This window comes from Nonomuraea fastidiosa, assembly GCF_042751225.1.
GTDB lineage: Bacteria > Actinomycetota > Actinomycetes > Streptosporangiales > Streptosporangiaceae > Nonomuraea > Nonomuraea fastidiosa.
On sequence record NZ_CP170570.1, the window covers coordinates 1,438,300 to 1,457,003 of the forward strand.

Here is an 18,704-nt window from a genome sequence, read left to right on the forward strand (position 1 = left end):
GGCGCCCGTCACGGCTGCGGTCCGAGGTAGGCCAGGACCGCGGCCACCCTCCTGTGGACGTCGCCGCTGTTCTCCAGGCCGAGCTTGGTGAAGATCGAGTTGACGTTCTTCTCCACCGACGAGATCGACAGGTGCAGGGCGCGGGCGATGGCGGCGTTCGTCCGGCCGTGCGCCATCTCGCGCAGCACGTCGCGTTCCCGCGCGGTCAGCGCCTCCTGCTGGCCGCGCACGTCGCGCCTGGCCAGCAGGCCCTCCACCACCTTGGGGTCGATGACCGAGCCGCCGGCGGCCACCGCCCTGATCGCGCCGAGCAGCTCGTCCAGGTCGCCGACGCGATCCTTGAGCAGGTACGCGTACCCCTCGGTGCCGTGCTTGAACAGCTCGAAGGCGAACAGCGCGTCCGAGAACTGCGACAGCACCACCACGCCCACGTGGGGGTGCGCGGCGCGGATGCGGTGGGCGGCGTCGATGCCCTCGAAGCCCTGCCGCCACTCCCCTCCCGGCATCCTGATGTCGGTGACGACGACGTCGGGGGCGAGCCTGCGTACGGCGTCGAGCAGCTCGTCGGCGTTGCCGACCGCGCCGACGACGCTCACCTCACCCGACAGTTCGAGCAGCCGCCTGGTGCCCTCGCGTACGAGGTAGTGGTCGTCGGCCACCACCGTACGGATCCGCCCATGCTCAGTCATCGACCGGCACCCATGCGTCCATCCGAGTCCCCTTTCCCGGTTCGCTGTCCACGGTCAGGCCGCCGCCGAGCGCGCCGAGGCGGTCGGCGAGCGTGGCGAGCCCTCTGCGGGCCGCCGTACGCGGGTCGAAGCCCGTGCCGTCGTCGGTCACGGTGGCGCGCAGACGGCCGCCGTCCTGCGACAGCCGCACGTCGATGTGGCCGGGCGCGGCGTGTTTGAGCGCGTTCGTCACGGCCTCGCTGACCGTGAAGTACATGGCGCCCTCGATCTCGTCGGCGAAGCGCCGGGTGCGCAGCGGCGCGGGCGCGCTCACCGTCGTCTTGACGGGCAGACGCGAGCAGCGCTCCTCCACGGCCTCCACCAGGCCGCCCTGGCTGAGCGTGGACGGGTGGATGCCGGCGGCCAGCTCGCGCAGGTCGTCGAGGGTCTGGCGGGCCTGCTCGCGCAGGTGGGCCAGCATGTCGGGACCCGCGCCCGTGGCCCTGGCGAGTTCGAGCCCGGCGATGAGGGCGACGAGCTGCTGCTGCACGCCGTCGTGGATGTTGCGCTCGATGCGGCGGCGCTCGGCCTCCTGGGCGTTGACCAGGCGGGCGACCAGGCGGGCGTTCTGGATGGCGAGGCCGGCGGGCACGGCCAGCGCTTCGAGCAGGCGGCGGTCGGTGCGGGTGAGCGGGCCGCCGTCCCTGGGGCCGGCGCTGATGCGGCCGAGGTCGCCGGGCACGGGCAGCTCCAGCGCGGGCGGTCGGTCCTCGTCGCCGGCGACCACGCGGGTGCCGTCGGAGAGCGTGACGGCGGCCCAGCGCAGGTCGAGCCCGGCGCGGATGGCGGCGGCGAGCCGGTCGAGCTGCTCGGCGGGCTCGGAGGTGCCGGCGAGCGCGGTGCCGAGGTCGGACAGCACCTCGTCCACGGTCGGCCGCAGGTCGAACACGAGGTGCAGGCGCGAGCCCCTGATGCCGATACGGACGTCGAGCAGCCGGTGCCGGACGATCGCCACGGTGATCGCGGCGGGCAGCGCCCCGAGCACCAGCAGCATCCCGAACATGAGGATGCCCCAGTCCGGCTCGCGACCGGCGTAGGAGCCGCCCAGGATCACCGTCATCACCGCCGCGCCGGTCAAGGTGGCGGCGGTACCGGCGACCATGCACGCGTACTGGCCGCGCTCGTCCCGTCCGCTGCGCCGCCAGCGCACTACGAGCCCGCAGAACACGACCACCGCCGTGACCATCACGACGAGCTGCCCGATCCCCGAGGCGAGCGCGCCGATGAGCCCGCGCACCCCCATCGGGCCGGTGAACGGCCGGTAGGGGGTCACCCACATCAGCAGGGAGCCGATGGTGTGCAGGGCGAGCGCGACGGCGGCGATCCACGCCACCGGCCGCCAGCGGGGCGACGGCAGCCGCCCGTCGGGGAACAGCAGCGGCACGAAGATCCAGGTCAGGCCGTAGAAGGGAGCGAAGAGGACCGACAGCGGGACGACGATCGGCTCGGGGGCGCCGCGCGCGGACAGCCCGACGCCGAGCGTGCCGAGACCGAACGTCAGCGCGGCGGCCAGCAGCAGCGGGCCGTAGCGCAGCTCGGGCCTGCGTACGGTCAGCAGCCAGCCCAGCGCGGGCGTGGGCAGGGAGAGCACGACGAACGCCCACTGCGTCGCCGGGGCGGGCAGCCCGCTCTCCAGGAGAGCGCCCGCGGTGGCGCTCGCGGCCGCGGTCAACGCCACCGGCCCGGCCAGCGGCCTGGAACTCATAGGCCCCCATCGTGACGAGCGTGCGGTCGGGCGTCTATGAGGTTATCCGCATATTTCGTACGGCCGTCCGCACCTGCGAGAACGGCGGCTCACACGGTGGCCCCAGGCAGCGTGCGCGCGATCGACTGGAGGCCACGCAGTCGATCCTGTGAGGAGCCTCGACCATGATCACCCCATCGAAGCCCGCCCGGTTCCTGGCCGCCGCGACGATCGCGGTGACGGCCGGGGTTGCGGCCGGAGTGCCCGTGCACGCCGAGACCATCCGATCCGGCGTCACCGCCGTGGCCGCTCCGGAGATCCCGGACACGCCGGCGGGGCGGCAGCTCGGCTGGGTCCTGCAGGCGGTGTCCCGCGCGCCGCTGCCCGAGCGGGAGCTGCGCGCGCACTTCGCCGCCGGGTTCCTCGGAGACTTCCCGCCCGCGTCCATCAACCAGGCCTTCGCCGAGTACAAGGGCATCACGCTCGAACGGGTGACGGTCTCCCAGGAGCGGCAGCTCGTGGCCCGCGTGCTGCTCGGCCGTACCCCGATCGAGCTGATCGTCGCCGTGGACGGCGCCGGCTTGATCGACGGGCTGCTGTTCCGCGCGCCTGAGGCGCGGAGCTGGCGCGAGGTGGACGAACGGCTGCGCGCGATCGCGCCGCAGACGAGCTTCCTGGCCGCCGAGCTGACCGCCGGAGGCGAGTGCCGCCCCGTGCGCGCGATCGCCGCGGGCAAGCGCCGCCCGCTCGGTTCCATGATCAAGCTGTACGTGCTCGGCACGATCCACCGGCAGATCAAGAGCGGCGCGTACGGCTGGGACACCGAGCTGACGATCGAGGACGAGCTGAAGAGCCTGCCCGGCGGCGAGCTGTACGACCGCCCGGACGGCAGCAAGGTCACCGTGCTCGAAGCCGCCAAGCTGATGATCTCGATCAGCGACAACACGGCCACCGACCTGCTGATCCACAAAGCGGGCCGCGAAGCGGTCGAGCGGACGATGCGCGCCTGGGGCGTGCACGACAAGCGCAACGTGCCGCTGCTGACGACGCGGGACCTGTTCGTGCTCAAGGGCGTGAAGTATCCGCGCCTGGCGAAGAAGTACCTCTCGCTGAGCGACCGCGCCCAGCGCGCCTACCTGAAGAAGGTGGTGGCCGGGCAGACGCCGGCGGACTTCAAGCTCTACACCGAGCCCCGCGAGCTGGACACGCTGGAGTGGTTCGCCACGCCGCGCGACATCTGCCGCGCCTACACCGAACTGCTCAAGCTGGACGACGGGCACATCGGGCAGGTTCTGTCGATCAATGACGGCGGTATCGGGCTGGACAGGGCGAAATGGCCGACGGTGTGGTTCAAGGGCGGCTCGGAGCCCGGCCTGTTGGACGTGGGCTATCTCGCGCGTACGGCAGGTGGCAGGACGTACGTGGTGACCGCGATGGCCGTGGACCACAAGACCCCGCTCGGCAACGTGGCAACGCTGGAGCAGGTCGCGCTGGCCCGCAGCGCCTTCACCCTCGCGGACGGCTCGTGACAGGTCGCGCCGGCCCGCACCGCCTTCACCTGCGCGGGCGGCTCGTGACCGCGAGCGCGGACGGCTCGTGACCGCGAACGCGGACGGCTCGTGACCGCGAGCGCGGACGGCTCGTGACCGGGAACGCGGGCGCGCCGGAGCAGGCGCGCCCCACCTGCTGCGGCGTCAGTCCTGTTCGAGCGTGAGGCAGGCCACGCGGTCACCGGCGGTGCCGACCTTGGGGCCCGACTTCACGGTGGCCTTGGAGTGGATGACCAGCGAGCCGGGCAGCTTGGCGGCATCGAGGTTCCACGCGTTGCGCGAGCTGGAGGTGCCCTTGCCCTCGCTGTCGGTGGTGAAGTCGAGCCAGACCTCGCTCACCGGGTCGATCTTCCCGGGCTGGTGCTGGTAGTGCGGGCCGGAGTCGTCGGGCTTCGTGCCGCACGGCTTGGTGTGCAGGTGGGCGCCGTACGCGCGGTCGGGCAGCAGGCCCTCGACCGTGAGCGAGGTGCGGGTCTCGCCGCCGGACGACTCGACGGTGACGCTGGCCTGCGCCCCCTCGGGTGCGAGCTTGCGGTCGTAGGCGATGGCCGCGGTGTCGTCGGTGGTGAACTCGCCCGCCGCGCTCAGGTTGATCGTGTCGTCGGGCGCGGTCTTGGCGTTCTGGACCGGCGCGGACGGCCCCGCGCAGGCCGTCGCCGAGGCCGCCAGGATGAGCAGGAACGCGGGCACGCGCATGAGACCCCCCATGATCCGAGCCCTTCCGGCATACGGGCTCCGAGAGGGCACCCACTCTAACGAGTGACGGACCCGTCACGCTGGGTTATTGGTCCACCGCGCCATGTTTTGCCACGATCTCGTCAATCACAGCAGCGAGCGTGACGTCCTTGCCGGTCAGGCGGCCCGCAGAGTGGGTGGTGAGCGCGAAGTGCAGCGTGCGCCAGCGGATGTCGATGTCGGGGTGGTGGTCGAGCTCCTCGGCCTTGACCGCGATCTCGTCCACGATGCGGATCGCGGCCGGGAAGTCGGGCGCGGTGACAGAGCGCTTGATCACCTCGCCCTCGCGCCGCCAGGCCGGCACGGAGGCGAGCTTGCCGTCGATGTCCATGGCACCACCGTACGGCGACGCGCCGGGCCGGCCGGGAAGCGCCGCCGGTCTCAGCCGAAGTGGGCCTTGGTCTCCGCGAACGCCTGGTCGGTGCCTTCGAGCGCCTTCGCCACGTCCTCCTCGGTGTGGGCGGCCGACATGAACCAGTTGTGCCAGGGGTGGAGGTAGACGCCGTGCCGCAGGCAGGCGTCGGTCCAGTACATGGCCACCGACAGGTCGGCGTCGCCGTCGAAGCTCAGCCACGGGATCGTGACCGGGCCGGTCTGGTTGATGGTGAACCCGTAGGACTTGGCCTGGGCGTACAGGCCCTCCCTGAGCTGGGTGCCGGCCCGCTCCATGGCGGCGATGCCGTCGGTGTCGCGCAGGGTCTCGATCGTGGCCTTGGCCGCGGCCATCGCCACCGCCGAGAACCAGAACGAGCCGGTCGAGTAGAGCTGCTGCGCGGCGCCGCGCAGCGCGTCGGTGCCGGTGACGGCGGCGATCGGGTAGCCGTTGGCCATCGCCTTCGACCAGGCGGTCAGGTCGGGACGCACGCCGTACGGCTCCCACGAACCGCGCAGGTCGATGCGGAACCCGGCGCGCACGTCGTCGATCACCAGCGCCGCGCCGAGCCGGTCGGCCAGGGCCCGCGCGCCGCGCGCGAACTCGGGCTCGACCAGCTCCTGGTCCTCGAACGAGTCGTGCTTGAACGGCGTGACGATGATCGCGGCCACGTCGCCCTCCACGGTGGCCGCCGCGGCCTCCAGCGACTCCAGCGAGTTGTAGGTGAACTCGACGAGGTCGGCCCGCTCGTTGGGGGTGGTGCCGGCGGGCGACGGCGTGCACCAGGGGTCGGCGCCGTGGTACGCGCCGTGCGCCATCAGCACCTTCGTCCTGCCGGTCGCGGCCCTGGCGACCATGAGGGCCTGGGTGGTGGCGTCGGTGCCGTTCTTGGAGAACATCGCCCAGTCGGCGCTGGGGACGGTGTCCACCAGCAGCTCGGCCAGCTCCACCATGATCGCGCCGGGGCCGTTGAGGCAGTCGCCGAGCCTGGCCTGCCGGGCGGCGGCCTCCTCGACGCGCGGGTGGTGGTGGCCCAGCACGACCGGCCCCCAGCTGCACATGAAGTCGATGTACTCGCGGCCGTCCACGTCCCACTGGCGGCAGCCCTGGCCGCGCTCGAAGAACTGCGGGAAGCCGGGTGCGAACAGGGCCGCGTTGAGGTGGCCGTACATGCCGCCCGGGACGACCTTGAGTGCGCGCTGACGAAGCTCTGCGTCGGTCATGGGAGAGGTCCTTGAGGGGGATGGGAGATCTATGAGCGGGCCGGGTCTTGCAGCAGGGCGAGTGTCGAGTCGAGGTCGGTCAGCCCGGCGTCGGAGCCGAGGCCGGTGGCGACGCGGGCGGCCGCCGCGGCGCCCCAGCGGGCGGCGGTCGGCACGTCGCGGTCATGGAGCAGGCCGGTCAGGAACCCGGCGCAGTACGCGTCACCGCATCCGGTGGTGTCGGCCACCTCCGTCTTGAGCGCGGGCACTCGCTCCTCGCCGTCGGCGGTGACGACGAGACTGCCCGCCTCCCCCTGCGTGACGAGCACGCCGCGGGGGCCGTCCGCGAGCAGCGCCCGCGCGGCGGAGGCGGCGTCGGCCTCGCCGGTCATGAGCAGCGCCTGCGACTCGTTGGGCAGCACGTAGTCCACATGCGGCAGGAACGCCCTGGCCGTCTTCAGCAGGTCGGCCATCTCGGACAGCAGGTCCATCGTGACGATGGTGCCGGCCGCGCGCAGCTCGTCGAGGAGGGCGAAGAAGGCGGGGTCGCCGAGCCCGAACGTGACGTCCATGCCGCCCAGGTGGACGGCCCTGGCGCGGCGCAGCACGGCCACGTCGAGGTCGGCGTAGGTGACGGTGAGGTTGGCGCCGGGCACGTGGAAGCTGGGACGGCCGCCGTCCGGCCTGATCGGCAGGATCGAGGCCGCGGTGCGCTCTCCTGCCCTGCGTACCAGGGCGGAGGTGTCCACCCCGCGCTTGGCCAGCACCATGAGCAGGAAGTCGGCTAATTCGTCGTCGCCGACCGCGCCCATGGTGACCACGTCGTTGCCCAGCTTGACCAGATCGACCGCGGTGCCCGCCGCCGCGCCCGCGGCGGTGATGCGGATCTGGTCGACCAGCACGGTGTCCTGGCCCTCGGGGATGTGATCGACGGGCCTGGCGAGAATGTCGACGATATGGACGCCGACTGTGACGACGGTCATAGTCTAAATAGACAGACGTCCGAATAAAAAGTCAACGGAGGGGCCGATGCCGAAGATCGTCGATCACGACGAGCGCAGGCGTGAGGTCATGTCGGCGGCGCGCCGGGTGATCGTCAGGGACGGCATCGACGCCGCGACCACCCGCGCCATCGCCAAGGAGGCGGGCTACTCGAACGGGGTGCTCGCGCACTACTTCGCCGATAAGGACGAGATCCTGCTCTCCGCGCTGCGGCAGTCGCACGAACGGATCCGCGCCCGGCTCACGGCCAAGGTCGAGAGCGCGCCGACGGCGCTGGCCGCGCTGCGCGAGCTGCTGCTGGACAACCTGCCGCTGGACGCCGACCGCGCCCAGGAGACCCGCCTGGAGGTCAGCTTCTGGAGCCGCAGCCTGGCCGCCGAGCGGCTGGCCGAGGTGCAGCGGGCGGAGGCGGGCGAGCTGCGGGCCGCCGTACGCGAACTGCTCGGCCGCGCCCGCGAGGCCGGCGAGCTGCGCGGGCGCGGCCGCCCGACCGGCGAGACGCCCGGAGACGCCCGCGAGGCCGGCGAGACGCGAGAGGGCCCCGGCACGGTCGGCGAGCCGCGCGGCGACGGCGATCTTGAGGATCTCGACGATCTCGCTGAGGAGCTGCTGGCGCTGGTCGACGGGCTGAGCCTGCACCTGCTGCTCTACCCGGACCGGCTGAGCCGGGAGCGGGCCAGGCGGATCATGCTCGCCGCCGTCGAGCGCCTGTGATGCACTACATTCCCGGCTTATGACCTTTCGCGAGCAATTGTGCGAGTACGGCCGCCGCGCGGTCGAGCTGGGCCTGGTCATCGGCACGTCGGGCAACCTCAGCGTGCGCGACGGCGACCGCATCGCGGTGACCCCCTCGGGCGTCGCGCTCGACAAGCTGACCCCCGAGATGTGCCCGATCGTCGACATGGCGGGCCGGCTCGTCGAAGGCGACCTGCGGCCGTCCAGCGAGACGCCCATGCACCTGGCCGTCTACGAGAGCACGGACGCGCAGGCCGTGGTGCACACGCACTCGGTCTTCGGCACGGTCGTGGCCACGACGATGACCGAGCTGCCGCCCGTGCACTACAACACGCTGCTGCTCGGCGGAGTGGTCAGGGTGGCGCCCTACGCCACGTATGGCACGCCCGAGCTGGCCGAGAACGTGCGCGCCGCTCTGGAGGGCAGGCGGGCCGCCCTGATGGCCAACCACGGCGGGGTGACCATCGGGGCGACGCTGGAGGAGGCGTTCGAGGCCACCCGGGTGCTGGAGTGGCTGTGCGAGGTGTACGTGCGCGCGGCCAGCATCGGCAAGCCCACCGTGCTGACCGACGCGCAGCTCGCCGCCGTGGTCGAGCGCACGCTCAACCCACCGGAGTTCCCCCGGGCGTGAGGCCGGGCTCGGCAGGAGGACTCCGCGCGGCGTCAGACCGACCCGGCCGGATGGCTCCGCGCGGCCTCAGACCGACCCGGCCGGATGGCTCCGCGCGGCCTCAGACCGACCCGGCAGGAGGACTCCCCCGGCCGGAGCACCGCCTGTGGCCAGGCCGGGCGGGCGCCGTCGCTAGGCCAGCGCGACCTTCTCGGCCAGGCCGAGCGGCAGGCCGCCGGAGCCCGCGATGCGGTCGTGGAACTCCTTCAGCCCGCCGGTGAACGACTCGCGGATGCGGTCGATCTCGATGGCGCCCGTCAGGTAGGAGGGGGCCTGCGTCGGCCAGGCGCAGTAGCGGTTGACCTCGCCCTGCGCGGTGCCGGGCGACAGCGACGCCTTGGTCGACATGAACGTCTCCGCCTCCTCGATCGACATGTCCTCACAGTGCAGCGCGGTGTCGACGATGATGCGGGCGGCGCGGAAGATCCGGAAGTCGAGGTGCGCGAGCTCGGTGGCCGGGGTGTCGAAGTAGCCGTGCTCGTGCAGCAGCTTCTCGACGTAGAGCGCCCAGCCCTCGACGAAGTACGGCGTCCTGAAGACCTTCCTGACCGTACGCGGGTTCTCCGCGATGTACGACAGGTGCCAGTGGTGGCCCGGGTAGGCCTCGTGCACCGCGATCGACGGCATCTGGGCCCGCGCGTTGGTGCGCAGGCGCTGGCGTACCTGCTCGGGGGTGAAGTCGTCCGGGGTGTAGGGGACGAAGAAGACGCCACGGCGGGAGGCGCTGAGCGGCGGCGGGGCCAGGTAGTGTGCCACGGCCAGCACCGGGCGGTTGTACTCGGCCGACGGCAGCACCAGGCACTCCTCGCCCTCGGCGAAGGTGACCAGGTCGTGCTCGCGGACGAACTCCCTGGCACGGCGCGTCTCAGCCTCGTACTCGGCGCGCATGTCGTCGAGGGTAGGCGCGTGGTCGTCCATGACGACTTCCATGGCGGCCCGCCAGTCACGCGAGCCGTTGACCTTGACCGCCACCTCCTGCATGCGGGCGTCCAGCTCGGCCCAGGCGGCCTTGCCCTTCTCGTGCAGCTCGGCGGCGCCGTAGCCGAGCATCTCGCGCTCGCGCAGCAGCGTGGAGTAGAGCCGCTCCCCCATCCGCCAGGTGCCGCCGCACTCGAAGCCCTCGAGGAAGGTGACGATGTCGTCGAATGCCTGCGCGGCGGGCTCGGCGGCCTCGGCCAGCTTGGCGCGCAGCTCAGGGTCCTCGACCATCGACGGGATGGTGCGGGTGAGGAAGTTGCGTCCCGTACGCGCCTGGCCGAGCCCGCGCTTGACCAGCAGCGGGGCGGCCAGGTCCGGGTCCAGGTTGGCGCGGCAGGCGGCCAGCACGCCGGGCACCTCGGCCAGACGGGATATCGCGGCGCTCACCAGCTCCGGCTCGGGCTTGAGCCGGTTCTGGAAGGGGTTGTACATGGCCGTGAAGATCGAGCCGAGGTAGACGCTCGGGTCGCGGCGCCACACCGGCCAGGACGCCATGGCGATGTTGCCTCTTAGCTGCGATACGACGAGATCTCTGTCGATCGCGTCGTCCAGCGTGGGCGCTTCGGCCTTCGACAGCCGCTCCAGCCAGCGGGCCTGCTCGCGCTCGCGGTTCTGCCAGGCCTCCGCGGTGAAGTCGCCGAGCGTGTGATCGTAGCCATCGGCCCCCAGCATGGCGGCGATGACCGGACGGTCGGAAAAGTACCACTTGAGAAACTCGTCCACCGACGCACAATATCCTGAGGAAATGCCCCTCCAGATCACTGGCGCGCTAGGTGACCCTGACCTGATCCGCCTCCCCTGGGAACTTCCGCTGCAGGACTGGCCGCAGCACCACCTGGTCGATCTGCCGCGCGGCATCTCGCGGCACGTGGTCCGCTTCGCGCGGCTCTCCGGCAAGGTGTACGCGATCAAGGAGATCAGCGAGCGGTACGCCAAGCGCGAATACCAGCTCCTATGGGACCTCGCCAGGCTGGACGCGCCCGCCGTCGAGCCCGTCGCGTACGTCACCGGCCGCGAGAACGGCCTCGACGCCGCGCTCATCACCCGGCACCTGCAGTTCTCGCTGCCCTACCGCGCCGTCATGTCGGGCACCCTGCGCCCCGACACGCTCACCCGCCTGCTCGACGCGCTGGTCGTGCTGCTGGTGCGGCTGCATCTCAACGGCTTCTACTGGGGCGACTGCTCGCTGTCGAACACCCTCTTCAGGAGGGACGCGGGCGCGTTCGCGGCGTACCTGGTGGACGCCGAGACCGGCGAGATGCACCCGATGATCAGCGAGGGGCAGCGGCTCGGCGACATCGACACCGCGCACACGAACATCTTCGGCGAGATGCTCGACCTGGAGGCCGGCGGGCTGCTGCACCCGTCGATCGACCCCATGGAGACCGCCGACGACATCGTCACCCGCTACCACCGCCTCTGGAACGAGCTCAACGAGAGCGAGATCATCGAGGAGGTCGACTGGCACCGCGTCGAGCAGCGCATCCGGCGGCTCAACCTGCTGGGCTTCGACGTCGCCGAGATGATGGTGCGGCGCAAGGTCGGCACCGGACGGCTCATCGTCCGTCCCAAGGTCGTGGACGCCGGACACCACCAGCGGCGGCTGCTCAGGCTGACCGGGCTCGACGTCGAGGAGAACCAGGCCAGGCGGCTGCTCAACGACCTCGACGGCTTCCGCGTCGCCAAGGGGCTGCGCCACGAGGACGAGGCCATCGTGGCGCACCGGTGGCTGGCCGAGGTGTTCCAGCCGACGGTCGAAGCCATCCCGGTGGAGCTGCGCGGCAAGCTGGAGCCCGCGCAGATCTTCCACGAGATCCTCGACCACCGGTGGTACCTGTCGGAGCAGGAGGGCGCCGACGTCGGGCTCGCCAAGGCGGTGGAGTCGTACGTGGAGAACGTCCTCGTGCACAAGCCCGACGAGCAGGCGCTGCTGCCGGACGACGCCGGAGCGCCCGGTGCGACCGGAGCGCTCGACCCCCTCGACGCCACCGATGCGCCCGACACGCCCGACGCCACCGATGCGCCGGACGCGGCCGACACGCCTCACACCGCCGATGCGCCCGACACGGCAGAAGCACCCGACGCATCGGCCGGCAAGTAACCACGAGCCCCGCCGCCGACCGGCCGACCGGCGCGCATGCGAGGTCCGCACTGACCGGCGGCGCGGGCGCAGGGCGCGGCGCGGTCCGGCCGGCGGCACGGGCGCAGGGCGCGCCGCGGTCCGATCGGCGGCACGGGCGCAGGGCGCGCCGCGGTCCGATCGGCGGCACGGGCGCAGGGCGCGCCGGCGGTCCGGCCGGCGGCGCGGGCGTGGGCGCGTGGGGCGGGGTCAGTAGGCGACGCCGATGCGCTTGCGCACGTTCTCGTTCTTCTCCAGCTCGTCGGCCACCGCGACCGCGTAGTCCTCGGCGCTGATGAAGCTGCGGCCCTGCTCGTCGCTGAGCAGCGTGTCGCCGCCGACCCTGAACACCCCGGTGCGCTCCCCCGGCGCGATCTCCGCGGCCGGGGAGACGAACGTCCAGTCAAGGTCGTCGATCCCACGGTAGAGGCGCAGCAGGGCGCGCCCGGCCAGCGCCTCCTTCTTGTAGATCTCGGGGAACTCGGGCGTGTCCACCAGGTCCTGGCCCGGAGCGACCTGGAGGCTGCCCGCGCCGCCCACGACGATCAGCCTGCGCACCCCCGCGGTGCGCAGGCCCTCGATGAGCGCCTTGTTGGCCTCCAGGAACGGCCCCTCGGGCTCGGTGCCGTCGCGCGGCGGCGCGATGGCGGTGACCACGGCGTCGTGGCCGGGAGCCAGGCTCGCGGCGTCGTGGATGTCGCCCTTGATGTCACCCTCGGCGGTGCCGCCGCGGCGGCTGACACCGGTCACCTCGTGGCCACGGTTGCGGAGCTCGGCGGCGATGCGCTGACCGATCATGCCGGTCGAGCCAAAGACCAGGATCTTCATGCCGCCAAGAGTATGCATCAGATACTGGTTACTTCATCGTGCTATAAGTACCTCGTGGATACTAAAGGCGACGTCTTCGACCCGAACTGCCCGACCAGGGTGGTTCTCGACCGGATCGGCGACAAGTGGTCGGCCTTGGTGCTGCTCTGTCTCGTCTCGGGGCCGATGCGGTTCACGCAGCTCAGGGAGCGGATCGGCGGTGTCACGCCCAAGGTGCTGACGCAGACGTTGCGTGCGATGGAGCAGGACGGGCTGCTGACCCGCCGGGTGTTCGCGGAGGTGCCGCCGCGCGTGGAGTACACGCTGACCGACCTCGGGCGCTCGCTGCACGGGCCGATCTCGGTGGTGGCGGATTGGGCGGAGCGCAACGTCAACGAGATCATGCGCTGCCGCGAGAAGTACGCGTCGAGCACCGGCAAGTGAAGCCTCAGGGCGACGCGGGCAGGCGTGGAGCGGCGAGTGACGCGGGTGAGCTTGAAACGGCGGCACGGCCGGGCGGGGAGCGGCGGGCGGCGCGGGCAGGCGGGGAGCGGCCGGCGGCCCGGGGCGCAGGGTTGCGGGCCGCCGGCCGGTGGTCAGGCCGAGGTCAGCTTGGTGATCTCGGCGACGATGCCGGGCCAGAGGGCCTTCGGCAGGTCGTGCCCCATCCCCGGGTACGTCACCAGCCGCGCCCCCGGCACCGCCTCCGCCGTGGCGCGGCCGCCGGCCACCGGGATCAGCGGGTCGGCCTCGCCGTGGATCACCAGCGTGGGGACGCGGACGTTCGCCAGCGCCTCCGTACGGTCGCCCGACGCCCTGATCGCCGCGAACTGCCGGGCCGTGCCCGCGGGGTCGAAGCAGCGGTCGTAGGCCAGCCCGGCCCGCTCCCTGACGGCCTCTTCGTCCATCTCGTAGCCCGGCGAGCCGATCGTCGACCAGGTCGCCACCGACTGGTCGATCACCCCGGCGCGGTCCTTCGGCGGCGGGGTGATCAGCGCCGTGATCGCCTCGGGGGTGGGCGGGGCGACGTCGGGTCCCGGCGTGGACATGATCGAGGTGAGCGTCCGCACCCGCTCGGGGTGCCTGATCGCCAGCGTCTGGGCGATCATGCCGCCCATCGAGGCGCCCACGACGTGCGCGGACGGCCAGCCGATGGCGTCCATGAGCGCGGCGGTGTCGTCGGCCATGTCCTCCAGCCGGTACGGCGCGGGCTCCCCCGGCCGGGGCACGCCCGCGTCGTGGAAGTGCGTGGACAGGCCCACGTCGCGGTTGTCGAACCGTACGACGTGGTGTCCCTGCTCCGCGAGGAGCCGGCAGAGCCCTTCGTCCCACTGGATGAGCTGGGCGCCGAGCCCCATGATCAGGAGGAGCGGCCGCCCTGTGGGTGAGCCGAAGCTGTCGTAGGCGATCTCAATGCCGTTTGCGGCTACACGGGTCGTCACGCCGATCAGAATGTCATTCTGGTTGCGGTCCGTAAAGCGGGCATTCGTCCGCCAATAGCGCGCGAAACGCGCGCAGCACGCCGGCGAGCCGCCATGACAGGCCCGCGCCAGATCCGTTGCCGCGAATCGCCGCGCCGGCGCGCGGAGGGGGAAGGCACGCCGGCGCGGCGATCGCGCACATCCGCGACGCCGCACGGGGACGGGGACGTGCGCGTCAGCGGACGGCGTGGACGCCGGGTCAGCGCGCGGCGGGTACCGAGCGGCCGCCGGCCTGCTGGTCCTGCTCGTCCTGTTCGGGCGGGGGCGCGGGGTTCCTGTCGCGCCTGGACCAGGCGCCGGTCGAGAACGGCACCGGGTGGTTCTTCTTGCCCACGCCGGGGCCCCACTTGGTGATGACGTACTCGACCTTGATGTGGCCCTGGCCGCCGATGCCGTCGACGTGCAGCGTGTTCGGGTTGAACGTGCCGCCGGTCAGCTCGGCGAACGTCTTGGCGTCGAGGTCGAGCATGATGCCGCGATTGGAGGGCTCGCCGGGACCACGGTCGCCGACGAAGAAGGGCGCCTTCTTGCCCTTGTAGACCACGTATCCCTCGGTCATCAGCGGCCAGCTCGGGCTGGCCGCAAGACCCTTCTGCATGGGCTTGCCGCTGGCCGGCAGCCCCGTGTCACCGGCCCGGCCGGAGCCGTCGTCCCAGAAGTAGGACGCCGTGGTCGAGCCCTTGAGCAGGATCTTTTCGTCTTTGGTGTCGGCATGGGCCGCCGTGCCGGCGATGGTCATGCCGACCGCGCAGCAGGCGGTCAGCGAGGCGAGGGAACGCAGGCCAAAACGGGCAGACATGAAGCAGCTAACCCTTCACGAGGGGACAGGGGGAGTTACGCCGGGCTCTCGGGGGAAATGGGCGCAGCGGGGCAGAGCACCCGCGCGCTACGCGCGGCGCAAATGATGAGCCTGGGGAAGGGGGCCGCTCAGCAGGCGGCCGTCAACACGAAGCGGTCCGCGAGTACGACACGCTGGTGACACATGTGATACGCAATCCTCTCCATCACGCCTACCGGGTTAGCTGACGGGTTCGGGCGGTGGAGTTGCCCTACCGGCCACGGGGGCCGGATTCACCCCAAGGGGAGGGTGGTTCCCCGGTTCCCGAAAGGTTCGGGATTCGGCGCCAGCCGGTCGTCCGTCTTGGGTAAGGACTAGGTCACCGGCTGGTAATGGCGAACACTCTAACGACGGGATCGGACACCCGCAAACGTTTCACCACGAATCGGACAAAAGATCTACCTTCGGCGGGAATGAAATGCGAAAGGGGCACGGCATGCCGTGCCCCTTGGGATTTCGCTTTCTCAGCCGCCGCTCTTACGCCTGAACGATCTCTTGCTGGCGGCCGGACCGTGCGTCCCGTGAATCTTCGATGGATCGAAGCCCCTGCCACCCGCGCCTGAGCCCGCCTGCTGATTGCGCTTGCGTTCGAGCGCCTCGCGGAACTTGCGCTTCATCTCGTCCTCGGGAGTCTCGCTGACTTCCGGCTCCGGTGTATCCGCCATGAGGACCTCCATGGTGTTGGGGATACTGACAGCTTCGCATGGTGCCGTTCATGACGCGAAACCGGCCTCCACCGCGCTCTCCTGCGGCCGGGCAGGCGCTCCCGGGCGGGTGAGCCGCCGGTCCGGCAGGGCGGCCAGCGCGACCAGTGCGATCACCGCGCCCGTCACGCCGAGTGACGGCACGACCAGTGCGGCGGCGGAGGCGTGCGCGGCGGCCTCGCCCGCCACGGGTACGCTCGCGGCGAACTCCGCCGAATACAGCGTGCCGCCGATGGCCAGCGCCACCGAGCCGCCGATCTGCCGGAAGAAGGTCAGGTTCGCCGAGGCGGTACCGAGGTGCCGCGGCTCCACCGACTGCTGCGCGGCCACCGTCAGCCCGGACAGCATCGGCCCCATGCCGAGCCCCAGAGGCAGCATCCACAGGGCGACCGCCACGCCCGCGCTGTCCACGGAGAGGTTGAGGCACAGCAGCGCGCCCGCGGCCAGCAGGAACGGCGAGACCAGCAGCCACGGCTTGTACCGGCCGCTCTTCGACATCAGCGCGCCCATGAGCACGCTGCCCGCGGCCATGCCCAGCGTCAGCGGGTAGATGCGCAGGCCCGAGGCGGTGGCGCTGGCGCCTAGCGCCTCCTGGAAGTAACGGGGCAGGAAGACGACGCCCGCGTACATGGAGAAGGCCGTGACGAACGAGGTGAGGTTGACCAGCGTGTACGAGCGGTTGGCGAACAGCTCCAGCGGCATGATGGGGCTCGCCGCCCGCCGCTCGACCGCCACGAAGACGGCCAGCAGCGCGAGCGCCAGCAGGATCGGCCCGGCCACGGCGGCGTCGGTCCAGGTGTGGCCGTCCAGCCCCTTCTCGGTCAGGCCCAGCAGCAGCGAGGTGACCGCCAGGGTGAAGACCGCGATGCCGGCGTAGTCGGGCCGGCCGCCGCCGGTGCCCGGCCGGTACGGCAGCCGCAGCACGATGATCGCCACCAGCACGACGCCGATCGGCACGTTCACGTAGAAGGCCCAGCGCCAGCTCGCCTGGTCGGTGAAGATCCCGCCGAGGAACGGCCCCGCAAGGTACGTCAGCCCCATCACGGCGCCGATGGCCCCCTGGACGCGGGCGCCGCCGGACGCGGGCGGGAACATCTCCATCACCAGCGCCAGGGACAGCGGCATCAGCGCTCCCGCGCCGAGCCCCTGGAGCGCGCGGAAGACGATGAGCTGCGTCATGTCCTGCGCGGCCCCGCACAGCGCCGACCCGATCAGGAACACCACCATGCCGATCAGCAGCAGCGGCTTCCTGCCGTGCTGGTCCGACAGCCTGCCGTACAGCGGCACGGTGACCGTGGAGGTCAGCAGGTAGGCGGTCACCGCCCACGTGTAGAGCGTGCCGCCGCCCAGCTCGGCCACGATGCGCGGCAGCGCCGTACCCACGATCGTCTGGTCCAGCATCGCCAGGAACATGCCGCCGAGGACGGCGAACAGGAGGATGCCGTCACCCTTTTTGTCATTGCTCACATGTGAAGAGTGATATGTAAGTCTTTACATGTCAAGCCTTCGATATGCTGGCGGCCATGTCCCTACGGATCGCGCTGCTCGGACTGCTCTCGACCGTCGGCCCCGCCAGCGGCTACGGCCTGGCCAAGACGTTCGACGGCTCGCTCAACCACGTCTGGCAGGCGGGGCACACGCAGATCTATCCCGAGCTGGTGAAGATGGCCGCCGACGGGCTCGTGACCGTCGAGGCGGAGGGCGCGAGAGGGCGCAAGATCTACGCGATCACGCCCGAAGGTGAGCGCGAGCTGCGCACGTGGATGGAGGAGCACCACCCCGTGCTGCCCGCACGCAGCGAGATCGCGCTCCAGGCGTTCCTCCTCCACCTGATGGAGCGCGATCAGGCGATCGCCGTCGTCGAGCGCATCAGGGCCCGCTACCAGGCGCAGCTGGAGAAGCTGGAGGCCCTGCGGCCCGGCCGGTTCGGCCGCCACGCCCACGCTTTGGGCCTCGCCCTGGCCCGCGCCGGCCTCCAATGGGCCGACGACACCCTCACCGACCTCGGGAAAACCTGACCCGGCCCGCTCACTTGATCCAGCCGCGCTTGGCGGCCATGACGCCGGCGGCGAAGCGGGTCTCCGCCGAGAGCATCTCCATGATCGTGGAGATGTGGCGGCGTACGGTGCGCAGGCTCATGCCGGTGCGGTTGGCGATCGACTCGTCCTTGAGCCCGAGCGCCATCATCCCGACCAGGCGGAGCTGCAGCTCGGTGGGCCCGCCGCGGGCCGAGGGCACGGGGACGGCCCCGGCCCCGCCTGGCGCGGCGACGGGCGTGGCCCTGTCCCACAGCAGCTCGAAGTACTGCCGCAGCGCTTTGACGATGACGGGGGCCTTGACCAGGGCGATCCCGTCGGCGCCCGTGGGCGTCAGCGGGAGCATCGCGACCTCTTCATCGACGAGCTTCATCTTCATCGGCAGCCTGCGGATGATCCGCACCTCCTCGCCCTCGGCGATGGAGCTCTGGATCACGTGGTGGCCGACCTCGTTCTCGAAGTACTCCGTGGAGTAGATCGACCGGCAGCGGACGTCGCGGGAGATCACGCCGCGCGGCGGCGGGGCCGAGCTCTCCTTGCGCAGCGGCCTCTCGAAGCGCCAGGTGTGCAGGCCGAGGAAGTCGGACTGCGCCGAGTTGATGATCGACAGCGACAGGGAGTGGATCTCCTCCTTGTCGGTCACGATCCTGATGGCCTCCTCGGGGGCCTGCTCGATGGCCCGCCGGGCGAAGATCCGCTGGACGTCGTTGAGCCGGCCGTAGGCGGCGGCGAGGCGGTCGCTCGATTCGATCAGCCGCCGCTGCAGATCGTGGATGATGTCGCGGAAGGCCAGGGCGGGGTCGGTGGGCCGGATGGCGGCCGAGGACGCGTAGACGACCCGGTGGACGAGGCCGCGGGCGATCAGCTCGTCCAGCACCGCGCGGGATCCGGCACGCCCGGCCGCCTCCTCCTCCGGGCACTCGCCCCGGCTGAGGAAGGCCGCGTAGCCGGCGGCGAGCCGTTCGGGGAGCAGCCCGCCGAGCAGGTCCCCCATCTCGGCCGCGGCGCCGTCGTCGTGCTCTGTGGTCCGTGGCGCGTCCGTCACGAGTCCCCCGCTGAGCT

19 protein-coding genes and 1 riboswitch are annotated in these 18,704 nt (G+C 71.5%); of the genes, 6 read left to right on the forward strand and 13 right to left on the reverse strand.

Translation table 11 applies throughout. From position 1 onward, the window contains the following. Positions 1-8 precede the first annotated feature (8 nt). On the reverse strand, positions 9-689 hold the full coding sequence (locus ACFMQL_RS06430; RefSeq protein WP_364058498.1) for a response regulator transcription factor: 681 nt from the start codon (positions 687-689) through the stop codon (positions 9-11). Continuing rightward, a complete protein-coding gene (locus ACFMQL_RS06435) occupies positions 682-2,433 on the reverse strand; it encodes a sensor histidine kinase (protein ID WP_364058501.1) in 1,752 nt (583 codons plus the stop codon). The genes ACFMQL_RS06430 and ACFMQL_RS06435 overlap by 8 nt, the downstream gene beginning before the upstream one ends. Positions 2,434-2,597: 164 nt before the next feature. Between ACFMQL_RS06435 and ACFMQL_RS06440 the strand changes: the two genes are divergently transcribed. Beyond that, positions 2,598-3,941, forward strand: coding sequence for a serine hydrolase (locus ACFMQL_RS06440; protein WP_378784913.1), 1,344 nt, complete (start codon positions 2,598-2,600; stop codon positions 3,939-3,941). Between the two features lie 165 nt (positions 3,942-4,106). On the opposite strand, the gene ACFMQL_RS06445 is transcribed toward ACFMQL_RS06440, so the two are convergent. From ACFMQL_RS06445 to ACFMQL_RS06460, 4 genes are all read right to left on the reverse strand, one after another. Continuing rightward, the gene (locus tag ACFMQL_RS06445; RefSeq protein ID WP_364058507.1) at positions 4,107-4,670 is read right to left on the reverse strand and encodes a hypothetical protein; all 564 of its coding nucleotides are present in this window, start codon (positions 4,668-4,670) and stop codon (positions 4,107-4,109) included. A 73-nt stretch (positions 4,671-4,743) separates the two neighbouring features. After that, entirely contained in the window at positions 4,744-5,028 is a 285-nt protein-coding gene (locus ACFMQL_RS06450) for a 4a-hydroxytetrahydrobiopterin dehydratase (protein WP_364058510.1), read from the reverse strand. A 50-nt stretch (positions 5,029-5,078) separates the two neighbouring features. Then, positions 5,079-6,293, reverse strand: coding sequence for an aminotransferase class III-fold pyridoxal phosphate-dependent enzyme (locus ACFMQL_RS06455; RefSeq protein WP_378784915.1), 1,215 nt, complete (start codon positions 6,291-6,293; stop codon positions 5,079-5,081). Between the two features lie 29 nt (positions 6,294-6,322). After that, the gene (locus ACFMQL_RS06460) at positions 6,323-7,255 is read right to left on the reverse strand and encodes a carbohydrate kinase family protein (RefSeq protein WP_364058516.1); all 933 of its coding nucleotides are present in this window, start codon (positions 7,253-7,255) and stop codon (positions 6,323-6,325) included. Positions 7,256-7,301: 46 nt separating this feature from the next. On the opposite strand from ACFMQL_RS06460, the gene ACFMQL_RS06465 reads away from it, so the two are divergent. Continuing rightward, a complete protein-coding gene (locus ACFMQL_RS06465) occupies positions 7,302-7,988 on the forward strand; it encodes a TetR/AcrR family transcriptional regulator (protein ID WP_364058519.1) in 687 nt (228 codons plus the stop codon). A gap of 19 nt (positions 7,989-8,007) precedes the next feature. After that, positions 8,008-8,640: a class II aldolase/adducin family protein gene (locus ACFMQL_RS06470; RefSeq protein WP_378784916.1), complete on the forward strand. Its 633-nt coding sequence runs from the start codon at positions 8,008-8,010 to the stop codon at positions 8,638-8,640. A gap of 171 nt (positions 8,641-8,811) precedes the next feature. Here ACFMQL_RS06470 and ACFMQL_RS06475 read toward each other — a convergent pair whose 3' ends face one another. Beyond that, positions 8,812-10,380 carry a DUF885 domain-containing protein gene (locus tag ACFMQL_RS06475; RefSeq protein WP_378784918.1) on the reverse strand — a complete coding sequence of 523 codons (1,569 nt, stop codon included), beginning with the start codon at positions 10,378-10,380 and terminating at the stop codon, positions 8,812-8,814. Positions 10,381-10,402: 22 nt separating this feature from the next. On the opposite strand from ACFMQL_RS06475, the gene ACFMQL_RS06480 reads away from it, so the two are divergent. Then, the gene (locus tag ACFMQL_RS06480) at positions 10,403-11,758 is read left to right on the forward strand and encodes a DUF4032 domain-containing protein (protein WP_364058528.1); all 1,356 of its coding nucleotides are present in this window, start codon (positions 10,403-10,405) and stop codon (positions 11,756-11,758) included. Between the two features lie 228 nt (positions 11,759-11,986). Here the strand turns inward: ACFMQL_RS06480 and ACFMQL_RS06485 are convergent, their stop codons facing one another. Next, complete coding sequence (locus tag ACFMQL_RS06485; protein WP_364058531.1) at positions 11,987-12,604, reverse strand: NAD(P)H-binding protein; 618 nt, start codon at positions 12,602-12,604, stop codon at positions 11,987-11,989. 54 nt (positions 12,605-12,658) lie between these two features. Here ACFMQL_RS06485 and ACFMQL_RS06490 point away from each other — a divergent pair, with 54 nt between their 5' ends. Further along, the gene (locus ACFMQL_RS06490) at positions 12,659-13,027 is read left to right on the forward strand and encodes a winged helix-turn-helix transcriptional regulator (RefSeq protein ID WP_378784920.1); all 369 of its coding nucleotides are present in this window, start codon (positions 12,659-12,661) and stop codon (positions 13,025-13,027) included. A 152-nt stretch (positions 13,028-13,179) separates the two neighbouring features. Here ACFMQL_RS06490 and ACFMQL_RS06495 read toward each other — a convergent pair whose 3' ends face one another. From ACFMQL_RS06495 to ACFMQL_RS06510, 4 genes are all read right to left on the reverse strand, one after another. Then, a complete protein-coding gene (locus ACFMQL_RS06495; RefSeq protein ID WP_378784922.1) occupies positions 13,180-14,025 on the reverse strand; it encodes an alpha/beta fold hydrolase in 846 nt (281 codons plus the stop codon). A 238-nt stretch (positions 14,026-14,263) separates the two neighbouring features. Then, the gene (locus tag ACFMQL_RS06500; RefSeq protein ID WP_378784923.1) at positions 14,264-14,863 is read right to left on the reverse strand and encodes a hypothetical protein; all 600 of its coding nucleotides are present in this window, start codon (positions 14,861-14,863) and stop codon (positions 14,264-14,266) included. A gap of 193 nt (positions 14,864-15,056) precedes the next feature. Continuing rightward, a riboswitch (cyclic di-AMP (ydaO/yuaA leader) is annotated at positions 15,057-15,198 on the reverse strand. A gap of 168 nt (positions 15,199-15,366) precedes the next feature. Next, positions 15,367-15,579 (reverse strand): DUF5302 domain-containing protein, encoded by a 213-nt coding sequence (locus ACFMQL_RS06505; RefSeq protein ID WP_364058540.1) that lies wholly within the window; start codon positions 15,577-15,579, stop codon positions 15,367-15,369. A gap of 36 nt (positions 15,580-15,615) precedes the next feature. Further along, a complete protein-coding gene (locus tag ACFMQL_RS06510; RefSeq protein ID WP_378784924.1) occupies positions 15,616-17,073 on the reverse strand; it encodes an MDR family MFS transporter in 1,458 nt (485 codons plus the stop codon). 56 nt (positions 17,074-17,129) lie between these two features. On the opposite strand from ACFMQL_RS06510, the gene ACFMQL_RS06515 reads away from it, so the two are divergent. Further along, entirely contained in the window at positions 17,130-17,624 is a 495-nt protein-coding gene (locus ACFMQL_RS06515) for a PadR family transcriptional regulator (protein ID WP_378784926.1), read from the forward strand. 10 nt (positions 17,625-17,634) lie between these two features. On the opposite strand, the gene ACFMQL_RS06520 is transcribed toward ACFMQL_RS06515, so the two are convergent. Next, positions 17,635-18,687, reverse strand: a complete 1,053-nt coding sequence (locus ACFMQL_RS06520) for a hypothetical protein (protein ID WP_364058549.1) — start codon at positions 18,685-18,687, stop codon at positions 17,635-17,637. Positions 18,688-18,704 lie beyond the last annotated feature (17 nt).

Bases quoted from the DNA above. Each gene is read 5' to 3' on its own strand.
- ACFMQL_RS06460 (WP_364058516.1), bottom strand. From the start codon at position 7,255: ATGACCGTCGTCACAGTCGGCGTCCATATCGTCGACATTCTCGCCAGG.
- ACFMQL_RS06465 (WP_364058519.1), top strand. From the start codon at position 7,302: ATGCCGAAGATCGTCGATCACGACGAGCGCAGGCGTGAGGTCATGTCG.
- ACFMQL_RS06430 (WP_364058498.1), bottom strand. From the start codon at position 689: ATGACTGAGCATGGGCGGATCCGTACGGTGGTGGCCGACGACCACTAC.
- ACFMQL_RS06500 (WP_378784923.1), bottom strand. From the start codon at position 14,863: ATGTCTGCCCGTTTTGGCCTGCGTTCCCTCGCCTCGCTGACCGCCTGC.
- ACFMQL_RS06505 (WP_364058540.1), bottom strand. From the start codon at position 15,579: ATGGAGGTCCTCATGGCGGATACACCGGAGCCGGAAGTCAGCGAGACT.
- ACFMQL_RS06440 (WP_378784913.1), top strand. From the start codon at position 2,598: ATGATCACCCCATCGAAGCCCGCCCGGTTCCTGGCCGCCGCGACGATC.
- ACFMQL_RS06435 (WP_364058501.1), bottom strand. From the start codon at position 2,433: ATGAGTTCCAGGCCGCTGGCCGGGCCGGTGGCGTTGACCGCGGCCGCG.
- ACFMQL_RS06485 (WP_364058531.1), bottom strand. From the start codon at position 12,604: ATGAAGATCCTGGTCTTTGGCTCGACCGGCATGATCGGTCAGCGCATC.
- ACFMQL_RS06470 (WP_378784916.1), top strand. From the start codon at position 8,008: ATGACCTTTCGCGAGCAATTGTGCGAGTACGGCCGCCGCGCGGTCGAG.
- ACFMQL_RS06455 (WP_378784915.1), bottom strand. From the start codon at position 6,293: ATGACCGACGCAGAGCTTCGTCAGCGCGCACTCAAGGTCGTCCCGGGC.
- ACFMQL_RS06445 (WP_364058507.1), bottom strand. From the start codon at position 4,670: ATGGGGGGTCTCATGCGCGTGCCCGCGTTCCTGCTCATCCTGGCGGCC.
- ACFMQL_RS06450 (WP_364058510.1), bottom strand. From the start codon at position 5,028: ATGGACATCGACGGCAAGCTCGCCTCCGTGCCGGCCTGGCGGCGCGAG.
- ACFMQL_RS06480 (WP_364058528.1), top strand. From the start codon at position 10,403: ATGCCCCTCCAGATCACTGGCGCGCTAGGTGACCCTGACCTGATCCGC.
- ACFMQL_RS06515 (WP_378784926.1), top strand. From the start codon at position 17,130: ATGTCCCTACGGATCGCGCTGCTCGGACTGCTCTCGACCGTCGGCCCC.